At 71.7% G+C, this 19,471-nt stretch carries 14 protein-coding genes; 9 read left to right on the forward strand and 5 right to left on the reverse strand.

The features are described from left to right. Positions 1-36: 36 nt before the first annotated feature. The 4 genes from OHN19_RS32900 to OHN19_RS32915 all read right to left on the reverse strand — a co-directional run bounded on the left by OHN19_RS32900 (position 37) and on the right by OHN19_RS32915 (position 3,986). Entirely contained in the window at positions 37-948 is a 912-nt protein-coding gene (locus tag OHN19_RS32900) for a carbohydrate kinase (protein ID WP_330267683.1), read from the reverse strand. After that, positions 945-2,186: a LacI family DNA-binding transcriptional regulator gene (locus OHN19_RS32905; protein WP_330267684.1), complete on the reverse strand. Its 1,242-nt coding sequence runs from the start codon at positions 2,184-2,186 to the stop codon at positions 945-947. The genes OHN19_RS32900 and OHN19_RS32905 overlap by 4 nt, the downstream gene beginning before the upstream one ends. A gap of 167 nt (positions 2,187-2,353) precedes the next feature. Beyond that, positions 2,354-3,310 carry a hypothetical protein gene (locus OHN19_RS32910; RefSeq protein ID WP_330267685.1) on the reverse strand — a complete coding sequence of 319 codons (957 nt, stop codon included), beginning with the start codon at positions 3,308-3,310 and terminating at the stop codon, positions 2,354-2,356. Positions 3,311-3,611: 301 nt separating this feature from the next. Further along, positions 3,612-3,986 carry a response regulator gene (locus OHN19_RS32915; protein ID WP_330267686.1) on the reverse strand — a complete coding sequence of 125 codons (375 nt, stop codon included), beginning with the start codon at positions 3,984-3,986 and terminating at the stop codon, positions 3,612-3,614. A 207-nt stretch (positions 3,987-4,193) separates the two neighbouring features. Here OHN19_RS32915 and OHN19_RS32920 point away from each other — a divergent pair, with 207 nt between their 5' ends. Further along, on the forward strand, positions 4,194-5,567 hold the full coding sequence (locus OHN19_RS32920; protein ID WP_330267687.1) for an extracellular solute-binding protein: 1,374 nt from the start codon (positions 4,194-4,196) through the stop codon (positions 5,565-5,567). Positions 5,568-5,819: 252 nt separating this feature from the next. Further along, a complete protein-coding gene (locus tag OHN19_RS32925) occupies positions 5,820-8,582 on the forward strand; it encodes a PAS domain S-box protein (protein ID WP_330267688.1) in 2,763 nt (920 codons plus the stop codon). Positions 8,583-8,692: 110 nt separating this feature from the next. Here OHN19_RS32925 and OHN19_RS32930 read toward each other — a convergent pair whose 3' ends face one another. Next, on the reverse strand, positions 8,693-8,854 hold the full coding sequence (locus OHN19_RS32930) for a hypothetical protein (protein ID WP_330267689.1): 162 nt from the start codon (positions 8,852-8,854) through the stop codon (positions 8,693-8,695). A gap of 247 nt (positions 8,855-9,101) precedes the next feature. On the opposite strand from OHN19_RS32930, the gene OHN19_RS32935 reads away from it, so the two are divergent. The 7 genes from OHN19_RS32935 to gap all read left to right on the forward strand — a co-directional run bounded on the left by OHN19_RS32935 (position 9,102) and on the right by gap (position 19,369). Beyond that, a complete protein-coding gene (locus tag OHN19_RS32935; protein WP_330267690.1) occupies positions 9,102-9,776 on the forward strand; it encodes a response regulator transcription factor in 675 nt (224 codons plus the stop codon). 201 nt (positions 9,777-9,977) lie between these two features. Continuing rightward, positions 9,978-12,035, forward strand: coding sequence for an excinuclease ABC subunit UvrC (gene uvrC, locus OHN19_RS32940; RefSeq protein WP_330267691.1), 2,058 nt, complete (start codon positions 9,978-9,980; stop codon positions 12,033-12,035). After that, on the forward strand, positions 12,032-12,991 hold the full coding sequence (rapZ, locus tag OHN19_RS32945; protein WP_330267692.1) for an RNase adapter RapZ: 960 nt from the start codon (positions 12,032-12,034) through the stop codon (positions 12,989-12,991). The genes uvrC and rapZ overlap by 4 nt, the downstream gene beginning before the upstream one ends. Next, a complete protein-coding gene (locus OHN19_RS32950; RefSeq protein WP_123759999.1) occupies positions 12,988-14,055 on the forward strand; it encodes a gluconeogenesis factor YvcK family protein in 1,068 nt (355 codons plus the stop codon). Before rapZ ends, OHN19_RS32950 begins: the two co-directional genes overlap by 4 nt. Next, entirely contained in the window at positions 14,046-15,035 is a 990-nt protein-coding gene (gene whiA / locus OHN19_RS32955; RefSeq protein ID WP_007381241.1) for a DNA-binding protein WhiA, read from the forward strand. The genes OHN19_RS32950 and whiA overlap by 10 nt, the downstream gene beginning before the upstream one ends. Positions 15,036-15,196: 161 nt before the next feature. After that, positions 15,197-18,148, forward strand: a complete 2,952-nt coding sequence (locus OHN19_RS32960) for a M14 family metallopeptidase (RefSeq protein WP_330267693.1) — start codon at positions 15,197-15,199, stop codon at positions 18,146-18,148. Between the two features lie 213 nt (positions 18,149-18,361). Beyond that, positions 18,362-19,369: a type I glyceraldehyde-3-phosphate dehydrogenase gene (gene gap / locus OHN19_RS32965; protein WP_030318674.1), complete on the forward strand. Its 1,008-nt coding sequence runs from the start codon at positions 18,362-18,364 to the stop codon at positions 19,367-19,369. The last annotated feature ends 102 nt before the right edge of the window (positions 19,370-19,471 follow it).

A 19,471-nucleotide genomic window follows, 5' to 3' on the forward strand; every position in this document is an offset into this window, starting at 1 on the left:
GTCGTATCCGCCCTCGCCCGGCCCCTACGGCGGCCCCTACAGCTCGCCCACTTCGGAGGCGTACGGCGGCTCCGCGCCCGCCCGTGAGCAGGTGATCGCCGCCGCGCGGGCCGCGAAGCGCAGCAGCCGGGTCCAGTCGTCGACGCGCAGCGCGGTGAGCGCCGCCGGAGACAGGGCGTCCAGGGTTGCCAGGCCGTGCAGCAGCGCAGCGTTCACGGTGTCGCCGGCGCCGATCGTGTCCACGACGTCGACCTTCTCGCCGGGCACGGGAAGCGCCGAGCCGTCCTTGGTGAACACGGTCAGCCCGTCACCGCCGTGGGTGACCACCACGGCCGAGGGTCCCGCCGCCAGCCACTCCTGCGGGGTGCCGCCGAGCCACAGTGCGTCCTCCTCGGACAGCTTGAGCAGGGACACCGACGGCAGCCAGCTCTTGAACCGGGCCCGGTACGCGTCCGCGTCGGGGATCAGCCCGGCCCGGATGTTCGGGTCGAGCGCGGTGAACACGCCCTGCGCGGCAGCGGTCCGCAGCAGTTCCTCGTAGGCGCTCGCCCCCGGTTCCAGGACGAGCGAGCAGGTGCCGAAGGACACCGCCCGTGTGCCGGGAGGGAGTGCGGCGGGGGCCGTGAACAGGCGGTCCGCGGTGCCGTCGACGTAGAAGGAGTAGGCGGCCGAACCGCCGTCGTCGATCGTGGCGACGGCCAGCGTGGTGGGTTCGGCTCCGCGCTGGACGGCGGACACGTCCACGCCCGCCTCCCGGAGCCCGTCGAGCAGGGCCTCGCCGAACGCGTCGAGCGAGGTGCGGGAGCAGAACGCCGTGGGGGAGCCGAGCCGGCCGAGGGCCACGGCGGTGTTGTAGGGGCCGCCGCCGAGCGCCGGCTTGAGGCTCGCGAGGGCGCCCCTGCCCTGCGGTACCAGATCGATCAGGGCCTCACCGGCGACGACGATCACGAGACGGTTCCTTTCGACTGCGAGGACTGAGGGGACTGAGGGGACCGAGGGGATTTCGAGGACCGAGGGGACTGCGACGACAGCGGGGACTGCGGGGACCGGGAGGGGCGCGAGGACCGGCAGCGCGGCGCGGGGCGGCCGTACTCCCCGGTCTCGGCGCAGCCGCACGACGTGCGGTGGACGAGGGCGCAGGGCAGGCGCAGGGTGCGGGTGGGCCGGTCCGGCGCGGCGAGGCGGTCCAGGAGCACACGGACCGCCTGGGCGCCGATCTCCCTGCTGGGCTGGGCGATCGCGGTGAGCCGGGGCGAGAACAGGTCGGCCCAGGCGAAGTCGTCGAAGCAGCACAGGGCGAGGTCGTCCGGTACCGAGAGGCCGCGCTCGCGCAGGGCGCGCAGGGTCCCGATGGTCATGGAGTTGTTGGCGGTGACCAGGGCGGTGGGCGGCGCCGCGAGGGAGAGCAGGGCGGCGGTGGCCCGCTCCGCCCCGGGCGACTCGGAGTCGCCGTGGACGACCAGGTGGGCGTCGTAGGGCAGGCCGGAGGCGGCGAGGCCCTGCCGGTATCCGGTGATCCGTTCGGCGGTGGTGCTGAGCCCCGGCAGGCCGGCGACCAGCCCGATGCGCCGGTGGCCCAGTGCGGCGAGATGGGTGACCAGTTCGGCCATCGGTTCGACGTTCTCGGCGCACACCTGGTCGAAGCGCCGTGGGCCGTCCGTCCGGGCGCCGGTATCCCGCGGTCCGTCGGCTCCGGTGCCGGCATCCCCCGACCCGTCGCCCCCGGTCTCGGCCGCCGCGTCGACCACCCGGTCGAGGAACACCGTAGGGACCTCGTGCCGGGCGAGGTAGGCGAGGAGTTCGCGCGGGTCCGCCGAGGGCGCGACGATCATGCCGTCCACGCGCCGTTCGTGCAGCAGTTGGACGACCTTGCGCTCGTGGACGGGATCGTCGTGCGGATCGGCGATGAGCAGGCTGTAGCCGTGTTCCAGGGCGCCTGCCTCCACGCCCTGGAGGATCTCCGTGAAGTACGGGTTGCTGATCGCCGACACCGCGAGCCCGATGGAGCGGGTGCGGGAGGTCACCAGGGAGCGGGCCAGGGTGTTGGGGGTGTACCCGAGTTCGTCGACCGCGTCGAGGACGGCCTGGCGGGTGTGGGGCAGGACCGGCCGGGTGCCGTTGAGGACGTGCGAGACGGTCGCCACGGACACACCCGCGCTGCGTGCCACGTCGGCCATGGTCGCCATCAAGCACCCTCCCGGACAGTCGCCTCACGGATCGGAGAGCTCCGTCTCCTGGTCCACGGAACGTGGTCCCACGGCCGGGAAGGTATCCCATCCGACAGCGCACGTAAACGCTTGCGCAATCGTTTACGTCGCGTCACGGACCCGGTGCGAGGGTGCTCGCGCCGCGCCTACTCCCAGTCCCACCCGATCCCCACGACCCCCGACCGCACGCGGGGCTCGACGAGGTGGACCGAGTGGTGGTGGCCGGTGAGCGCGAGTTCCTGGCGGCCGCTGCGGGGCGCCGCGGGGGAGTGCTGGGCGAAGCGGTGGCAGCGCACCGGCAGGGCCTTCTCGTCGAACCTGACCTGGAGTGCGTACTGGCCGCCGGGTGCGCCGAAGCCGCGGAGGTACTCGCGGGAGACACCGCCCGTGCCGTCCTCGACGCGGTAGCGGAACAGGAAGGTGTCACCCGCCCGCAGCCGGGCGTCGAGGAGCAGCTCCGCCACGAGCACCCCGGTGTCGTGGTGCCAACGCAGGCGGCCCGTACGGCAGTTCTCCAGGGCGTGCACGGTCATGAGCTCCGGCACGCACCCCGGGTCGCCGTGGTGGACGGCCATGAAGCGGTCGACGCCCTCGTGGTGGGCCCGCACGATGTGGTGCGACTCGCGGCCGCGCAGCTCGCGACGCGGCCCGATGTCTATGCGCTCGTGATGGCCGAGGGTGTGCAGCCCGCCGTCGTGCGGCGAGTCCAGCTCGTCCAGCAGCTGTTGGAGGACGTCCGAGGCCGCGAGGAGGGAGCGGTAGGAGCGGGTCGCGGGACGCTCGGCGGCCGACCGGTCGTCGTGCTCGGCGAGCAGCCGGATCAGCGACTCCTCCGGCAGCTGGAGGATCTCCTCCAGTGCCCGTACGGCCCGTAGCGACTCGGGACGCTGCGGGCGGCGGGCGCCCTGCTGCCAGTAACTCAGGCTGGTGACACCGACCTTGACCCCGTAGCGCGACAGATGGTGCTGGACGCGCTGGAGCGGCAGCCCCCGGGCGGCGATCGCGGCGCGCAGCGCGACGTGGAAGGGGCCGCCTCGCAGGGCCGTGTCCAGGTCCGCGTCGACGACGTCCGCGACGTCCGCGTGCTGTGTGGCGTGCGGCATGCAGGGGCCTTTCTGTACAGGTCCGGGCGGCTGGTCAGGCCGTTCGAGAGGGTGCGTCGGGGCCGTTGGGGGCAGTGCCGGGGGAGGCTTCACATCCGTACGCCGTCGTTCCCGGTCCCGAGTTCCTCCGCATTGAAGCGTGTTGGCCTGGTCCCGACAACACTTGTCGCCGAACGACGGCGCACTCCCGGCCGTACGACAGCGCCCTCCCGGCCGAATGCCGACGCGCTCGCGGTCGTACGACGGCCCGCTCCCGGCCGTACGACGATCCGCTCCCGCCCGCCCGGTGAAACCCGTCGGCTCAGGCGGTCGGGGTCGTGCCGTCGCCGTCCAGCAGCTCCCTGATCGCCCGTGCCGACAGCGCCGACTTGGGCAGGAACCCGCGGGCCGGGCTGCCGGCGATCAGCTCCTCGAAGTCCTCCAGCGCGTGCGTGGAGATCAGGATGATGACGGCCGAGACGCTGCGGGCCAGCCGCGCCGCCACGTCGAAGCCGCTCTCGCCGTCGAGGTCGAGATCGACCAGGACGACGTCCGGGGTGAGTTCCGCGGCCCGTACCAGAGCCTCCGTGCCGGACAGGGCGACGCCGACGACAGGTATCCCGTCGCGTTCCAGCAGACTGCGGGCGGCCTCCAGGAACCGGATGCTGTCATCGACGAGAAGACAGCGCATGGACATGCGGACAGGGTCCCAACCAGCCGGGGCTCGCGCTTTCCGGCTACCCGGAAAGAGTCGGGCCGGATTGCTGCCCGGCACCTGGAATGTGCTCAAGTCCTGTGCCGGATGCGCCAGTTCCCGTTCACCCAGCGCAGCGGGAGGTGACCGGGGGTAGCATGTGGGCTGCCCTGGGGAGGCCGTGAGATTCCGGTCGAGTGGGGGTGTGCGATGAAGGCACCGCTCGGGAGGACCGCGAGGGGCCGTCGCGCCCTGGCCTCGGGACTGCTGGCAGCCGCGCTGCTCCTCGCCGCGTGCGGAGGTGGAGGCGACGCCGACGACAGCGAGCGGGCCCGCACCGACACCACCTGCGACGGCAGGATCGACGGCACCGCGCAGGTCACGGTGTGGTTCCACGCGGGACCGAGCGCCGAGTACAACACCCTGCGCCGCCAGGTCCGGGACTTCAACAGGGCCCAGCGGCAGGTGCGGGTCGAGGCGGTCACGCTTCCCGAGCAGCGGCCGTACAACGAACTCGTGCTCTCCGCGGCGGCCAGCGGCGACCTGCCGGACCTCCTCGACTTCGACGGCCCCCGGCTCTACAGCCACGCCTGGTCCGGCACGATCAAGCCGATCGACTCCTGCCTGCCCGACCGCCTCCGCGAGGACCTGCTGCCCTCCATCCGGCAACAGGGCACCTACGCGGGGCAGTTGTACGGGATCGGCACCTTCGACTCGGGGCTCGGGCTCTATGTGCGGCCGTCGGTCCTGAAGAAGGCGGGCATCCGCATCCCCAGGGGTGTCTCGGAAGCCTGGACCGCGAACGAGTTCACGACGATCCTGCGCACCCTGCGCGCGGCGGGCTACCCCCACCCGCTGGACATGGGCCTCGTCGACGCGAAACCCGGCGAGGAGTGGAGCACGTACGGCTTCGCGCCCGCGGTGTGGTCGGCGGGCGGCGATCTCATCGACCCCAAGACCTTCCGGACCGCCGACGGCTTCCTCAACGGGCCCGAGTCGGTCAGGGCGCTCACCGTCCTGCAGAACTGGGTCGAGGAGGGCCTCGTCGAACCCGGCAGGACCGACCGGGCCTTCGACCAGGAGCGCAGTGTCATCTCCTGGACGGGCCACTGGCGGTACCCGGACTACGCCGAGCGCTTCCCCGGGGACCTGGCGATCGTGCCGCTGCCCGACCTCGGCGAGGGCACGGTGACCGGGATGGGCTCCTGGCAGTGGGGCGTGACCTCGGGCGGGGCCGACGGCGACGCCGTGTGGCGCTTCCTCGCCTATCTGCTGAAGCCGGACCAGATCCACCGGATGAGCGTCGCCAACGGTGCGATCCCGGCCACGGACAGCGCGGTCGAGCTCTCGCCGGCGTACGCCGAGGGTGGCGCCGAGCGCCTGTTCATCGAGCAGTTGAGGGACGGCGTGGCCCGGCCGAGGCCGCGGACGCCGGCCTATCCGGCGATCACCGAGGCGTTCTCCCGGGCCTTTCCGAAGATCATGATCGACCGGGCACCGGTCAAGGCCACGCTCGACGAGGCGGCCGAGGCGATCGACAGGGACCTGGCCGCGCACGACGGCTATCCGAGGAGCGGACCATGAGCTCGCGCTCGGCGGACGTCATGCGGCTTCCGGGACACATGGACGGCGGCCGAGCTTGTGCTGCCCGGGACATGGACGGCGGCGGTCTCCGCGGGCATGCTGAAGACGCTGCGGAAGCCGGGCCGCGACCGGCCGTTCGGCGCCGGGCGGCACGCCGTCACGGAGGCGTGCAGGGGCCGTCCTCAAAGGGGTGCTTCGCATGACGGAACCCGGTGGCACGACCCACGGAAGCAGCACCCCCTAGGCCCTGCCATGCGCCGCTCACCCCTCAGAAGCACCGCACGGGCCGCGCACCGCACCCCCGCGGCCGCCCACCGCGTCCCGCTCCTCGCCCGGCTGCGGGTCGGCCGGAAGCTGATGCTGCTGGTCCTGCTGCCGGTGACCGGGCTGCTGGCCTTCACCGCCTTCAGCGCCGTGGCCCAGTGGCAGGAGGCGCGGGCCCTGCGCGACTTCCACACCGGGACCGACGTGTCGTTCGCGACGACCGAGGTCACCGACGCCGTCGCGCGCGAGCGGCTCGCCGCCGTGGACGCCCGGCTGCGCCCCGGGCCCGACACGCTGGCGGAGCGGACCGACGCCGAGCGCGCCACCGTCCGCGTCCTCGCGCGCGCCACGGCCCGCGCCGCCACCTGGTCGGCCTCCGACATCGCCGGCGACCTCGACGCCGTCGGCCGTCGACTGCACTCACTGCGCGTCCAGACGGACACCGGCTCGCTCACCGCCCCCGACATCGCCGAGCGGTACGGCAACGTCGAGGACACCCTCCTCGACGACGTCACCGCCCTCGAAGCCGGCCGCCCCACCCGGGCCTCGGGCCGGGCTGCCGACGCCCACATCGCGCTCCTGCGGGCCATCGAGGCCGCCGGCCGGGAGCAGGCGGAGGTCGCCGCCCTGCTCGCCGGACCCGCCGGCCGCCCCACCGGCGCCGGACGCTGGCCCGCACTGGAGACCGCCCAGCTGGACGCCTTCCGCGAGAACACCTCGGCCGCACTGCGGACCCAGCTGTACGTCAGCCAGTTCCAGGACCCCGGCCGGGCCGTCCGCCGGCTCCGTGACCTGCTCGCCACCGCCGGCCCGGAGACCGCCGCCTGGCCGTCGTACGAGCGCTGGCTCGCCGACTCCGGCGCCCGCATCGACGCCCTGCGCGGCATCCAGGACCGGGCCGCCCGCGAGCTCGATACCACGGCGGGCCACGACCGGCGCGAGGCGGAGACCCGCGCGGTACGCGACCTCACCGCCTCCCTCGCCGTACTCGCCCTCGTCACCTGCCTCGCCCTCGCGCTCAGCCGTTCGATCACCCGGCCCCTCGGCGAGGTCTCCGCGGGCGCCAGGGCACTGTCGTACGGCGATCTCTCGTACGACATCCGGTACGCGGGCCGCGACGAACTGGGCGAGGTCGCCGACACCTTCCGCGAACTGCGGGTCACCACCGAGCGGCTCGCCGCCGAGATCCGGGCCATGAACACGGCGATCGACCACAACCGCCTCGAACACCGCGCCGACCAGGCCTCCTTCGAGGGCACCTGGAGTCAGCTGCTGGACGGCATGAACGGCACCATGGCCTCCTTCGCGGCGGCCCACGGACGGCGCGAGAAGGCCGAGCAGGAACTGGCGAGCGTCTTCAACCTCTCCCTGGACCTGCTCTGCATCTGCGGGCTCGACGGCTATCTCAAGCGGGTCAACCCCGCCTTCGAACGCACCCTGGGCTACTCCGGCGAGGAGCTCCTGGCCAGGCCGTTCCTCGACTTCGTGCACGAGGAGGACCGGGCGGGCACCGAGGAGGCCCTGGCGCGGCTGGCCGGCGGCGTCGAACTGGCCGAGTTCGAGAACCGCTACCTGCGCAAGGACGGCACCGAGCGGTGGTTGCAGTGGAGCGCCCGGCCGGTCCCCGAGGAGGGCCTCATCTACGCCACCGCGCGCGATGTCACCGACAGCCGCCGCACCGCCAGGGAACAGGCCGCGCTGCGCCGGGTCGCCACCCTGGTGGCCCACGGCGCTCCGCCCTCCGAGGTGTTCGCGCGGGTGGCCGGGGAGGTGGGCGCGCTCCTGGACACCACCGCGGCCGTGCTGCGCCAGGAGCCCGACGGCAGCCAGATGGTCCTCGGGACCGTCCTCGGTCTCCCGGAGGAACTCGAGGAAGTCACCCGCGAGGAGCGCAGGCGGGCCGCGCGCGAGGCGGTCGACGAGATCACCCGGACCCGGCGCGCCGCCCATGTCGGCCACGCCGTGGGCGCGCCCATCGTGGTCGACGACCGGCTGTGGGGGTTCGTCCTCGCCGCCTCGCCCGTGGACGTGCTGCCCGCCGGCACCGAGTCGCGGCTGGCCGACTTCACCGAACTCGCCGCCACCGCCATCGCCAACGCCGACAGCCGCGCCCAGCTGACCGCCTCACGCGCGCGCGTGGTGGCCGCCGCGGACGCCTCCCGGCGGCGCATCGAGCGCGATCTGCACGACGGCGTCCAACAGCGCCTCGTCGCCCTCCAGCTGGAGCTGCGGCTCGCCGAGAGCCTCGTACCCGACCCGTCCTCGGAGCTCGCCGAGCAACTGGCACACGTCGGCAAGGGCCTCGACGACGCCTTCCAGGACCTGCTCCAGGTGGCCCGGGGCATCCACCCCGCCATCCTGTCCAAGGGCGGCCTGGGCCCGGCCCTGCGCTCCCTGGCCCGCCGCTCCGCCGTGCCCGTCGAGCTCGACCTGAGGCTGCCCGCGGCCCGGCTGCCGGAGCAACTGGAGGTGGCCGCCTACTACGTGACCTCCGAGTGCCTCACCAACACGGCGAAACACGCGCACGCGCGCGTGGTGGAGGTGGCGGCGCAGGTCCGGGACGGCCTCCTGGAGCTGACCGTCCGCGACGACGGCGTCGGGGGCGCCGAACCGGGACGCGGCTCCGGTCTGATCGGTCTCATCGACCGGGTCGAGGCGATCGGCGGCAAGCTGGCCGTCGTCAGCCCGCCCGGCGAGGGCACGACCATGGACGTGCGGCTGCCCCTGGACGGGCCCTCGCCGGAGATATGACCGCCCGGGGCGCACGCAGGGGAGTTCGTCCAGGTGGGGGAGTCCTGAACATGGTGACGTCGCGTACGCTCCGGGCGGTCCCTGTCGGACGGAGAGGCATCCGTCCGGTCTCAGGGGCGGTCGGTTCCGCCGTTCCGTGCGGTCAGCAGGCGCTTGGCGCGCACGACGTCCGGATCCCTGGGGTCCAGGAGGTCGAGCGTGCCGTACGGCTCGTCCGGGTACCGGCGGGCACGGACCGGCCGCCGTCGCTGCTCGATCCTCGTCCGCCGCATGTCCCGCACCCTTCGGCCGTGCGACCCGCCGTCCCTCGCCCGGGGCGGCCGGCCCGACTGCATCTGCACTGCTTCGAGGATCGCCGGGACAGGTCCGCGCGTCGTCACGGCAGGCCTCCAATTCCGCTTCCGGCTAGCCGTAACGCCACCGGTGGGGCAGGCTGTTGGGGCGGGGGCGAAGGACGGGGCCAGGGGAGCCCCGACCTCGCGGAACGCACCGCGGAGGCCGCGCGAGGGGGCCGGGGTCATGGACGACACAGCGCAGCAGCCGGCACGGGGACGGGTCGTCCTCGCCGACGACGACATCCTGCTCAGGGAGGGGCTGGCCAGTCTGTGCGAGCGCGTCGGCTACCAGGTCGCCGGGCAGGCCGGAGACGCGGTCCGGCTGCTGGAACTGGTCGACGAGGAACGGCCCGAACTGGCGATCGTCGACATCAGGATGCCCCCGGACCACTCGACGGAGGGCCTCAAGGCGGCCCGCACGATCCGGGAACGCCACCCCGCCACGGGCATCCTCGTCCTGTCGGCGTTCGTCGAGGTCGAGGACGCGCTGGAGCTGCTGGCGAGCGGCCGCAAGGTCGGCTACCTGCTCAAGAGCCGGGTCACCGTCGTCGACGAGTTCATCGAGGCGCTGGAACGCATCCACCGGGGCGGCTCGGTCGTCGACCCCTCCCTGGTGCAGGAGCTGTTCTCCGCCCAGCGCCGTGACGACCCGCTCGCCCACCTCAGCGCCCGCGAGCGCGAGGTCCTCGCCCTCATGGCCGAGGGCCGCTCCAACGCGGGCATCGGCCGCCGCCTGTGGGTCACCGAGGGCACCGTCGAGAAGCACGTCCGCAGCATCCTCGGCAAACTCGCCCTCACCGAGGACACCGACGACCACCGCCGCGTCCTGGCGGTACTGACGTTCCTGGAGTCACGGTGAGCGGTGCCCCGGGGCGCGGGAAGGCCGGCACGGCGGAGACCTGGCACGTCGAGGAGGACGGCACCCTTCCTCCTGGCTGGTCAGCTCCGAGGAACGTGCGCTCGCCCTCGTGAGCAACGCCGAGCACGCGATGGTCTCCCTGCTCGACGACGAGTCCACAGGCCGGCCGGAGTGTCAGCGCTCGCCAGTAGGGTGTGAGACATGGCCGACCCCTCCAGCTACCGCCCCAAACCAGGGGAGATCCCGGACACTCCCGGGGTGTACAGGTTCCGCGACGAGCACCGCCGGGTGATCTACGTCGGAAAGGCGAAAAGCCTCCGTCAGCGCCTGGCGAACTACTTCCAGGACCTGGCGAGCCTGCACCCCCGCACCCGCACCATGGTGACCACGGCCGCGTCCGTGGAGTGGACGGTGGTGTCCACGGAGGTCGAGGCGCTTCAGCTGGAGTACTCCTGGATCAAGGAGTTCGACCCCCGGTTCAACGTCAAGTACCGCGACGACAAGAGCTACCCGTACCTCGCCGTGACGATGAACGAGGAGTTCCCCCGCGTCCAGGTGATGCGCGGCCAGAAACGCAAGGGCGTGCGCTACTTCGGGCCGTACGGGCACGCGTGGGCGATCCGCGACACCGTCGACCTCCTGCTGCGCGTCTTCCCGGTCCGCACCTGCTCCGCCGGCGTCTTCAAGAACGCCGCCCGCACCGGCCGCCCCTGCCTCCTCGGCTACATCGGCAAGTGCTCCGCGCCCTGCGTCGACCGCGTCTCCGCCGACGAACACCGTGATCTCGCCGAGGAGTTCTGCGACTTCATGGCCGGCCGCACCGGCACCTACATCCGCCGTCTGGAGCAGCAGATGGCGGACGCGGCCGAGGAGATGGAGTACGAACGCGCGGCCCGGCTGCGCGACGACATCGGGGCCCTGCGCAAGGCCATGGAGAAGAGCGCGGTCGTGCTCGCCGACGCGACCGACGCCGACCTGATCGCGGTCGCCGAGGACGAGCTGGAGGCCGCAGTCCAGATCTTCCACGTCCGTGGCGGACGCGTGCGCGGACAGCGCGGCTGGGTCACCGACAAGGTCGAGGAGATCACCACCGGCGCCCTCGTCGAACACGCCCTCCAGCAGCTCTACGGCGAGGAGAAGGGCGACTCGGTCCCCAAGGAGGTCCTGGTCCCCGCTCTGCCCGAGCCGGTCGAGCCGGTCCAGGAGTGGCTCGCCGAGCGCCGCGGCTCGGGCGTCTCGCTGCGCATCCCGCAGCGCGGCGACAAGAAGGCCCTGATGGAGACCGTGCAGCGCAACGCCCAGCAGGCGCTCGTCCTCCACAAGACCAAGCGCGCCTCCGACCTCACCACGCGCTCGCGTGCCCTGGAGGAGATCGCCGAGGCCCTCGACCTGGACAGCGCCCCGCTCAGGATCGAGTGCTACGACATCTCCCACCTCCAGGGCGACGACGTGGTCGCGTCCATGGTCGTCTTCGAGGACGGCCTCCAGCGCAAGAGCGAGTACCGGCGCTTCCAGATCAAGGGATTCGCAGGTCAGGACGATGTCCGCTCCATGCACGAGGTGATCTCCCGCCGGTTCCGCCGCTATCTCGCCGAGAAGGAGAAGACCGGCGAGTGGGTCGACGACACCTCGGAGGACGGCGCGAACGGAGCGGCCGACCTCAAGGACGAGGACGGCCGCCCCAAGAAGTTCGCCTACCCGCCCCAGCTCGTCGTCGTCGACGGCGGCCGGCCCCAGGTCGCCGCCGCGAAGAAGGCCCTGGACGAGCTCGGCATCGACGACATCGCCGTCTGCGGTCTCGCCAAGCGCCTGGAGGAGGTGTGGCTGCCCGACGACGAGGACCCGGTCGTGCTGCCCCGCACCAGCGAAGGCCTGTACCTTCTCCAGCGGGTCCGTGACGAGGCCCACCGCTTCGCCATCACCTACCAGCGCACCAAGCGGGCCCAGCGCTTCCGGTCGAGCCCGCTCGACGACGTCCCCGGCCTCGGGGACACGCGCAAGCAGGCCCTGCTGAAACATTTCGGGTCCTTGAAGAAACTACGATCCGCCACCATCGACCAGATCTGCGAGGTCCCCGGCATAGGCCGCAAGACGGCCGAGACGATCGCCGTGGCCCTCGCCCAGGCGGCCCCGGCCGCGCCCGCCGTCAACACGGCGACTGGAGAGATCATGGATGAGGAGGAACCCGGCACCACGGGTTCCGGTGGGGACCCCGTGACGGCGGGTGCCCCGGACGAACGACGGGGGCAGGAGACATGAATGTGAACGAGCACGAAGAACCACAGGACCAGAGCGGAGACGACACCCAGGTGAGCACGGGCGCACCCCACGACACCTCCGGAGTCCCGGAGGCGGCCATCCCCGAGCTGGTGATCATCTCCGGCATGTCCGGAGCCGGCCGCTCGACCGCCGCCAAGTGTCTGGAGGACCTCGGCTGGTTCGTCGTCGACAACCTCCCGCCCGCGCTGATCCCCACCATGGTGGAGCTCGGCGCCCGGTCCCAGGGCAATGTCGCCAGGATCGCCGTGGTCGTCGACGTCCGCGGCCGGCGCTTCTTCGACAACCTCCGCGAGTCCCTCGCCGACCTGGAGGCCAAGCACGTCACCCGGCGCATCGTCTTCCTGGAGTCCTCCGACGAGGCCCTGGTGCGCCGCTTCGAGTCCGTGCGCCGCCCGCACCCCCTCCAGGGCGACGGCCGCATCGTCGACGGCATCGACGCCGAGCGCGAGCTCCTGCGCGAGCTGCGCGGCGACGCCGACCTGGTCATCGACACCTCCAGCCTCAACGTCCACGAACTGCGCGCCAAGATGGACGCCCAGTTCGCCGGCGAGGAAGAGCCCGAACTCCGCGCCACCGTCATGTCGTTCGGCTTCAAGTACGGCCTCCCGGTCGACGCCGACCTCGTCGCGGACATGCGGTTCCTGCCCAACCCGCACTGGGTCCCGGAGCTGCGGCCCTACACCGGACTCAACGAGGAGGTGTCGGCGTACGTCTTCAACCAGCCCGGCGCCAAGGAGTTCCTCGACCGCTACGCCGAGCTGCTGCGCCTGATCGCGGCCGGCTACCGCCGGGAGGGCAAGCGGTACGTGACGATCGCCATCGGCTGCACCGGCGGCAAGCACCGCTCGGTCGCCACCTCGGAGAAGCTCGCCGCGCGCCTCGCGGCCGAGGGTGTGGAGACGGTGGTCGTACACCGGGACATGGGACGGGAATGACCGCACGTACTCCGCGGCTGAGCATGCTGCGCCGGGTCGTGCCCGAAGGGCGTGCGACCCGGCCCGTCGAGGCCCGCGGCGCGCGGCCCCGGCGGCGCGGTGCCCAGCCCAAGGTGGTGGCGCTCGGCGGCGGCATGGGCCTGTCCGCCTCGCTCGCCGCCCTGCGCCGGATCACCGGCGACCTCACCGCCGTCGTCACCGTGGCCGACGACGGCGGCTCCAGCGGGCGCCTGCGCGACGAGCTGGGCGTCCTGCCGCCCGGCGACCTGCGCAAGGCGCTGGCCGCGCTGTGCGGCGACGACGACTGGGGCCAGACCTGGGCCCGGGTCATCCAGCACCGCTTCCAGTCCAAGGGTGACCTGCACGAACACGCGGTCGGCAACCTGCTGATCGTGGCCCTGTGGGAGCAGCTCGGCGACCATGTCCAGGCCCTCGACCTGGTCGGCAGGCTCCTGGGCGCCCATGGCCGGGTGCTGCCCATGTCCGCCGTACCCCTGGAGCTCCAGGCGTTGGTCAAGGGGCACGACCCGGAGCGGCCCGAGGACGTGGACACCGTACGGGGGCAGGCGACCGTGGCCCTGACCCCGGGCGAGGTGCAGTCGGTGCACGTGGTGCCGCACGACCCGCCGGCGGTGCCCGAGGCGGTGGAGGCGGTCCGGGACGCGGACTGGGTGGTCCTCGGCCCCGGCTCGTGGTTCTCCTCGGTCATCCCGCACCTGCTCGTGCCCGAACTCCTGGACGCGCTCACCCAGACGAAGGCGCGCCGGGTACTCTCCCTGAACCTCGCCCCGCAGCCGGGAGAAACGGATGGCTTCTCCCCGCAGCGTCATTTGGAGGTTTTGGGACGACACGCCCCTAAACTCGCCCTGGACGTGGTGCTGGCCGACCAGGCCGCCGTGCCCGACCGCGACTCCCTGACCGATGCCGCCAAGCGGTTCGGCGCCGCGGTCGAGCTGGCTCCGGTGGCCCGGCCCGACGGAACCCCGAGGCACGACCCGGAGCTGTTGGCCGCCGCGTACGACCGTATTTTTCGGATGCATGGAAGGATCGGCCCATGGCGATGACGGCAGCGGTGAAGGACGAGATCTCCCGGCTCCCCGTCACCCGGACCTGCTGCAGAAAGGCGGAGGTCTCCGCCGTCCTGCGGTTCGCCGGCGGCCTCCACCTGGTGAGCGGGCGCATTGTGATCGAGGCCGAGCTGGACACCGCGATGGCGGCCCGCCGGCTCAAGCGGGACATCCTGGAGATCTTCGGCCACTCCTCCGAGCTGATCGTGATGGCACCCGGAGGGCTGCGCCGCGGCTCGCGGTACGTCGTGCGGGTCGTCGCCGGCGGTGACCAGCTGGCCCGGCAGACCGGCCTGGTCGACGGCCGCGGCCGGCCGATCCGGGGGCTGCCCCCGCAGGTCGTCTCCGGTGCCACCTGTGACGCCGAGGCCGCCTGGCGTGGCGCCTTCCTGGCGCACGGCTCGCTGACCGAGCCCGGCCGCTCCTCCTCCCTGGAGGTGACCTGCCCGGGCCCGGAGGCCGCGCTCGCGCTGGTCGGTGCCGCCCGCCGGCTGTCGATCGCCGCCAAGGCCCGTGAGGTCCGCGGGGTCGACCGCGTGGTCGTCCGCGACGGCGACGCGATCGGCGCGCTGCTCACCCGCCTCGGCGCCCACGAGTCGGTGCTCGCCTGGGAGGAGCGCCGGATGCGCCGCGAGGTGCGGGCCACGGCGAACCGTCTGGCCAACTTCGACGACGCCAACCTCCGCCGCTCCGCGCGCGCGGCCGTCGCCGCCGGAGCCCGGGTCCAGCGGGCCCTGGAGATCCTCGCCGACGACGTGCCCGAGCACCTCGCCGCGGCCGGCCGGCTGCGCATGGAGCACAAGCAGGCCTCCCTGGAGGAGCTGGGGGCGCTCGCCGACCCGCCGCTGACCAAGGACGCGGTCGCCGGCCGTATCCGCAGGCTCCTCGCGATGGCCGACAAGCGCGCCTCCGACCTCGGTATCCCGGGCACGGAGTCCAGCATCACCGAGGAGATGGCCGACAACCTGGTCGGCTGAGCCCTCTACAGCTGACTCACCCTCACCACGCCGGTGCCGACGCCCATTCGGGTGGTCGGCACCGGCGTTTACGTATCCGTGAGGCGCTCTTGACTGGATCATGGAGTGTCATGAGCCTGGCATCTGTTCGCTGCTGTGGCGGACCACCGCAAGGGGGGCTCATGAGACGAAGAGCGAGACCGATCCTCGCTGTTGGCGCACTTCTGCTCGGCGGCGCGGGCATCGCACCCGTCGCCCAGGCCGCGCAGGGCGCAAGTTCTCCTGATCCGAACGAAGTCAAGGTCTTCCGTGCCGAGGTGACCAGCGCGCAGGTACCCCTGCTGCTGGCGGCCGGTCAGGACGGCCACGAACTGAGCGAGCAGGTGCCCGCGAAGGGCACCGCGACGGTCGAGGTCTACCTGACCGACCAGGAGGCTCAGAAACTCGAGAAGAAGGGTGTCCAGCTCACCGAGCACACCCTGACCGCCAAGGCCGAAGCAAGGGTCGAGAAGGCCGCCGAGGGCGTGTTCCGGCCGTACAGCGGAAGCGGCGGGCTCCAGGAGGAGCTCCTCGCCACCGCCAAGGCCAACCCCGGCCTCACCAAGCTCGTCTCCATCGGCAAGACCGTGAACGGCAAGGACATCCTCGCGCTCAAGCTGACCAAGAACGCGAAGAAGTCCAAGGACGGCGCCAAACCCTCCGTCCTCTACATGTCCAACCAGCACGCGCGCGAGTGGATCACACCGGAGATGACCAGGCGGCTGCTCCACCACTACGTCGACAACTACAAGTCCGACAAGCGCATCAAGCAGATCGTCGACACCACCGAGCTGTGGTTCGTCCTGTCGGCCAACCCCGACGGCTACGACTACACCTTCCAGAGCGCCGACAACCGCCTGTGGCGCAAGAACCTCCACGACAACAACGGCGACGGCACCATCGCCGTGGGCGACGGTGTCGACCTCAACCGCAACTTCTCCTACAAGTGGGGCTACGACAACGAGGGCTCGTCCCCCAACCCCACCAGCGAGACCTATCGCGGTACGGCTCCGGGCTCCGAGCCCGAGACCAAGGCCCTGGACGCCTTCGAGAAGCGGATCGGCTTCACGTACGGCATCAACTACCACTCCGCCGCTGAGCTCCTCCTCTACGGGGTCGGCTGGCAGGTGGCCACCGACACGCCCGACGACGTCATGTACAAGGCGCTCGCCGGCACCCCGGACAACTCCGCGATCCCCGGCTACCGCCCGCAGGTCTCCTCGGAGCTGTACACCACCAACGGCGAGGCGGACGGCCACGCGTCGAACGTCAACGGCCTGGCGATGTTCACCCCCGAGATGTCGACCTGCCAGACCGCCTCGGACATCGACCCCAACGACCAGTGGAACGCGGCCGACTGCCAGTCGGTCTTCAACTTCCCGGACGACGAGAAGCTGATCCAGCAGGAGTTCGAGAAGAACATCCCGTTCGCGCTGTCCGTCGCCGAGTCCGCGGCCCGGCCCGACCAGCCGAAGTCCTCGCTCGGCCTGACGGCCGCCGACTTCACCCCCAAGCCGTTCACCACGTCCTACGCGCGCGGCGCCGACCAGGAGGTCTCCGTCGTCGCACGCAAGGCGGTGCGCGACAAGGAGCTCAAGTACCGCGTCAACGGCGGCCGTACGCACGACCGGGACCTCAGGGCCTGGAAGGGCGGCGAGACCTACGGCGGTGAGGACAACCTCTACTTCGACGAGTACCGGGCCAAGGTCGAGGACGCCGACCCGGGCGACAAGGTCGAGGTCTGGTTCACCGGCCGGGCGAAGAGCGGAAAGCCCACCTCCAGCGCGCACTTCACGTACACGGTCGCCCAACGGCCGCGCGCGGACGTGCTCGTGGTCGCCGAGGAGGGCGCGACCGCCGCACAGGCGCAGACGTACGTCGACGCGCTGAAGGCGGCCGGCCGCACGGCGATCGTCTGGAACGTCGCCACCCAGGGCGCGCCCGACGCGCTCGGCGTGCTCGACCACTTCAAGACGGTCGTGCACTACACGGGCGCCACCGTCCCGGGCAACGCCACCCAGCTCCAGCTGCGCGCCTTCCTCAACGAGGGCGGCAAGCTGATCGAGGCGGGCGAGCGGGCCGGCGGCAGCGTCGACCTGGGCGGCGGCACGCTGTCCAACGACTTCAGCCAGTACTACCTGGGCGCCTACACCCGGACCACCCTGCCGAACGCCACCGCCTTCCAGGGCACCGGCATGCTCGCCGGATCCGCCGGAGCCCTCGGCGCCGCCCCCGGCAACCCGCTGGACGCGGCCGGCTCCTACAGCGTCACCTCGGACAACCTCCCGGTGGCGGCCTTCCCGCAGTTCGCGAGCGCGGGAGCGGGCACCTACCCCGGCACCGCCAACCCCTACGGACCGTACGAAGGCGCCTCCATGGCGGCCGTCACGCACAGCGACTACGCCTGGAACCGCCTCACCCGCACCATCGACCTCACCCAGGTCACCGCCGCGCAGGCACCCACGCTGCGCACCCGGATGCTCTGGGACACCGAGGAGGGCTACGACCACGCCGTCCTGGAGGCGCACACCGCCGGGGCCGACGACTGGACCACCCTCCCGGAGAAGAACGGCGCCACCACGAACGCCGTGCCCGCCGAGTGCGAGGCCGGGTTCTTCATCGCGGCCCACCCCGCGCTCAAGCGGTACCTGACCCAGACCGCCGCGGGCTGCACGGCCGGCGGCACCAGCGGCCAGTGGAACAGCCTCACCGGGGCCTCGGCCGGCTGGCAGGAGGTCTCCTTCGACCTCTCCGCCTACGCGGGCAAGAAGGTCGAGGTGTCCTTCAGCTACATCACCGACCCCGGCTCCGGCGGTCGCGGTGTGCTGCTCGACAACACCTCCGTGGTCGTCGGCGGCCAGGCCACCGAGACCGAGGGCTTCGAGACCTCGCTCGGCGCCTGGAGCGTGCCCGGACCGCCCGCGGGCAGTCCCGCGGTCGTGAAGGACTGGGCCCGGACCGGAGAGCTGTTCCGGACCTACGGCGCGGTCACCACGGACGACACCGTGCTGCTGGGCTTCGGCCTGGAACACCTCGGCGCGGCGGCCGACCGGACGGCCCTGATCCGCAAGGCACTCGCGGCCATCGGCGGGTGAACCGACGGTGACCCGGCGTAGTCGTACCGGGTGACCGGAGCTCTCGATCCGGGGCGGTCCGTACCCCTACTGGCGGGTACGGACCGCCTGCCCGTGTATGCGGCATCTCGATGTCACTCCGAAAGCCTCAGGGAGGTAGGGTCGGGGGTGGTCGGGGACATCCCATACAGCTCGCCGGTCTCACAACCGGCGTACCAACGAGGAGATCGGTTCGTGACGATCCGCGTAGGCATCAACGGCTTTGGCCGCATCGGTCGTAACTACTTCCGCGCGCTGCTGGAGCAGGGTGCTGACATCGAGATCGTGGCTGTCAACGACCTGGGTGACACCGCGACCACCGCGCACCTGCTGAAGTACGACACCATCCTGGGCCGCCTCAAGGCCGAGGTGTCGCACACCGCCGACACGATCACCGTCGACGGTCACACCATCAAGGTGCTGTCCGAGCGCAACCCGGCCGACATCCCGTGGGGCGAGCTGGGCGTCGACATCGTCGTCGAGTCCACCGGCATCTTCACGAAGAAGGCCGACGCCGAGAAGCACATCGCGGGCGGCGCCAAGAAGGTCCTCATCTCGGCTCCGGCCAAGGACGAGGACATCACCATCGTGATGGGCGTCAACGAGAACAAGTACGACGCGGCCAACCACCACGTCATCTCCAACGCCTCCTGCACCACCAACTGTGTGGCGCCGATGGCCAAGGTCCTCGACGAGAACTTCGGCATCGTCAAGGGCCTGATGACCACGGTCCACGCGTACACCAACGACCAGCGCATCCTGGACTTCCCGCACTCCGACCTGCGCCGCGCCCGCGCCGCCGCGGAGAACATCATCCCGACCACCACGGGTGCCGCGAAGGCCACCGCGCTGGTCCTCCCGCAGCTCAAGGGCAAGCTCGACGGCATCGCGATGCGCGTGCCGGTCCCCACCGGTTCCGCCACCGACCTGGTCGTGGAGCTGGAGCGCGAGGTCACCAAGGACGAGGTCAACGCCGCGTTCAAGAAGGCGTCCGAGGGCGAGCTGCAGGGCTACCTGTCCTACACGGAGGACCCGATCGTGTCCTCCGACATCGTCAGCGACCCGTCGTCCTGCACCTTCGACTCCTCCCTGACCATGGTCCAGGAAGGCAAGTCCGTGAAGATCCTCGGCTGGTACGACAACGAGTGGGGTTACTCCAACCGCCTCGTCGACCTCACGGTCTTCGTCGGCAACCAGCTCTGATCCACAGAGCAGGCACTTCGATGTGAGAGCAGGGCCCGGACGGCGCAGGGACGCGTCGCCCGGGCCCTGCCTCACGTGCAGAACCGCCCTCGTACGATCAGA

This window comes from Streptomyces griseorubiginosus (assembly GCF_036345115.1).
Taxonomy (GTDB): Bacteria; Actinomycetota; Actinomycetes; order Streptomycetales; family Streptomycetaceae; genus Streptomyces; species Streptomyces griseorubiginosus_C.